Consider the following 2,731-nt stretch of genomic DNA (forward strand, 5'->3'; position numbering starts at 1 on the left):
TGGGGGGACCATCCTCCAAGGCTAAATACTCGTGATCGACCGATAGTGAACCAGTACCGTGAGGGAAAGGCGAAAAGAACCCCGGGAGGGGAGTGAAATAGAACCTGAAACCGGATGCATACAAACAGTGGGAGCCTGGAAACGGGTGACTGCGTACCTTTTGTATAATGGGTCAGCGACTTACATTCAGTGGCAAGCTTAACCGAATAGGGGAGGCGTAGGGAAACCGAGTCCGAATAGGGCGTCTTAGTCGCTGGGTGTAGACCCGAAACCGAGTGATCTATCCATGGCCAGGATGAAGGTGCGGTAACACGCACTGGAGGTCCGAACCCACTAGTGTTGCAAAACTAGGGGATGAGCTGTGGATAGGGGTGAAAGGCTAAACAAACTCGGAGATAGCTGGTTCTCCCCGAAAACTATTTAGGTAGTGCCTCATGTATCACTTCCGGGGGTAAAGCACTGTTATGGCTAGGGGGTCATTGCGATTTACCAAACCATGGCAAACTCTGAATACCGGAAAGTGCAAGCATGGGAGACAGACGGTGGGTGCTAACGTCCATCGTCAAGAGGGAAACAACCCAGACCGCCAGCTAAGGTCCCAAATGATCAGTTAAGTGGTAAACGAGGTGGGAAGGCATAGACAGCCAGGATGTTGGCTTAGAAGCAGCCATCATTTAAAGAAAGCGTAATAGCTCACTGGTCGAGTCGTCCTGCGCGGAAGATGTAACGGGGCTCAAACTGATAACCGAAGCTGCGGATGGGCACAGTCAAATGTGTCCGTGGTAGGGGAGCGTTCTGTAGGTCTGTGAAGGTGGTGGTGTAAACCCTGCTGGAGATATCAGAAGTGCGAATGCTGACATGAGTAGCGATAAAGGGGGTGAAAAGCCCCCTCGCCGAAAGCCCAAGGTTTCCTACGCAACGTTCATCGGCGTAGGGTGAGTCGGCCCCTAAGGCGAGGCTGAAAAGCGTAGTCGATGGGAAACGGGTTAAAATTCCCGTACTTTTATGCAGTGCGATGTGGGGACGGAGAAGGTTAGGTCAGCCAACTGTTGGAATAGTTGGTTCAAGCCGGTAGGCTGGTGCGGTAGGCAAATCCGCTGCACCTTAAGGTCGAGAGGTGATAACGAGGTTCTACGGAACTGAAGTGACTGATACCACGCTTCCAGGAAAAGCCACTAAGCTTCAGCTGCATAAGAACCGTACCGCAAACCGACACAGGTGGGCAGGATGAGAATTCTAAGGCGCTTGAGAGAACTCAGGAGAAGGAACTCGGCAAATTGATACCGTAACTTCGGGAGAAGGTATGCCTCTGCGTGTGTAGTGACTTGCTCACGAAGCGTGCAGAGGTCGCAGAGAATAGGTGGCTGCGACTGTTTATCAAAAACACAGCTCTGTGCCAACACGAAAGTGGACGTATACGGAGTGACGCCTGCCCGGTGCTGGAAGATTAAATGATGGGGTGCAAGCTCTTGACTGAAGTCCCAGTAAACGGCGGCCGTAACTATAACGGTCCTAAGGTAGCGAAATTCCTTGTCGGGTAAGTTCCGACCCGCACGAATGGCGTAACGATGGCCACACTGTCTCCTCCTGAGACTCAGCGAAGTTGAAATGTTTGTGAAGATGCAATCTACCCGCTGCTAGACGGAAAGACCCCGTGAACCTTTACTGTAGCTTTGCATTGGACTTTGAACAGACTTGTGTAGGATAGGTGGGAGGCTATGAAGTGGGAACGCTAGTTCTCATGGAGCCGTCCTTGAAATACCACCCTGGTGTGTTTGAGGTTCTAACCTTGGTCCGTGATCCGGATCGGGGACAGTGCATGGTAGGCAGTTTGACTGGGGCGGTCTCCTCCCAAAGTGTAACGGAGGAGTTCGAAGGTTACCTAGGTACGGTCGGAAATCGTGCTGATAGTGCAATGGCAAAAGGTAGCTTAACTGCGAGACCGACAAGTCGAGCAGGTGCGAAAGCAGGACATAGTGATCCGGTGGTTCTGAATGGAAGGGCCATCGCTCAACGGATAAAAGGTACTCCGGGGATAACAGGCTGATTCCGCCCAAGAGTTCACATCGACGGCGGAGTTTGGCACCTCGATGTCGGCTCATCACATCCTGGGGCTGTAGCCGGTCCCAAGGGTATGGCTGTTCGCCATTTAAAGTGGTACGTGAGCTGGGTTCAAAACGTCGTGAGACAGTTTGGTCCCTATCTGCAGTGGGCGTTGGAAGTTTGACGGGGGCTGCTCCTAGTACGAGAGGACCGGAGTGGACGAACCTCTGGTGTACCGGTTGTGACGCCAGTCGCATTGCCGGGTAGCTAAGTTCGGAAGAGATAACCGCTGAAAGCATCTAAGCGGGAAACTTGCCTGAAGATGAGACTTCCCTGGGCCCTTGAGGTCCCTGAAGAGTCGTTCGAGACCAGGACGTTGATAGGTCGGGTGTGGAAGCGCTGTGAGGCGTTAAGCTAACCGATACTAATTGCTCGTGAGGCTTGATCCTATCATTTGAGTGGCTTTGCCGAGAGGCGGAGCAAAAGCGGAAACGCGATACAGAATACGAAATCTTCTACCGGCTGAGTGACAGACTCAGCCTAGGCTTCTTTGATTTGTGACAGTTTATGTCTGGTGGCCATAGCGAGGTGGTCCCACGCCTTCCCATTCCGAACAGGACCGTGAAACGCCTTAGCGCCGATGATAGTGCAGATACCTGTGTGAAAGTAGGACACCGCCAGACGCCCC

At 52.7% G+C, this 2,731-nt stretch carries 2 rRNA genes (1 of these 2 only partly in view); both read left to right on the top strand.

The features are described from left to right. A 23S ribosomal RNA gene (locus tag NOM55_RS17270) occupies positions 1–2,492 on the top strand (it extends 404 nt beyond the left edge of the window). Positions 2,493–2,613: 121 nt separating this feature from the next. Continuing rightward, a 5S ribosomal RNA gene (gene rrf / locus NOM55_RS17275) occupies positions 2,614–2,726 on the top strand. The last annotated feature ends 5 nt before the right edge of the window (positions 2,727–2,731 follow it).

The organism is Vogesella sp. AC12 (assembly GCF_024437575.1).
Classification (GTDB): Bacteria; Pseudomonadota; Gammaproteobacteria; order Burkholderiales; family Chromobacteriaceae; genus Vogesella; species Vogesella indigofera.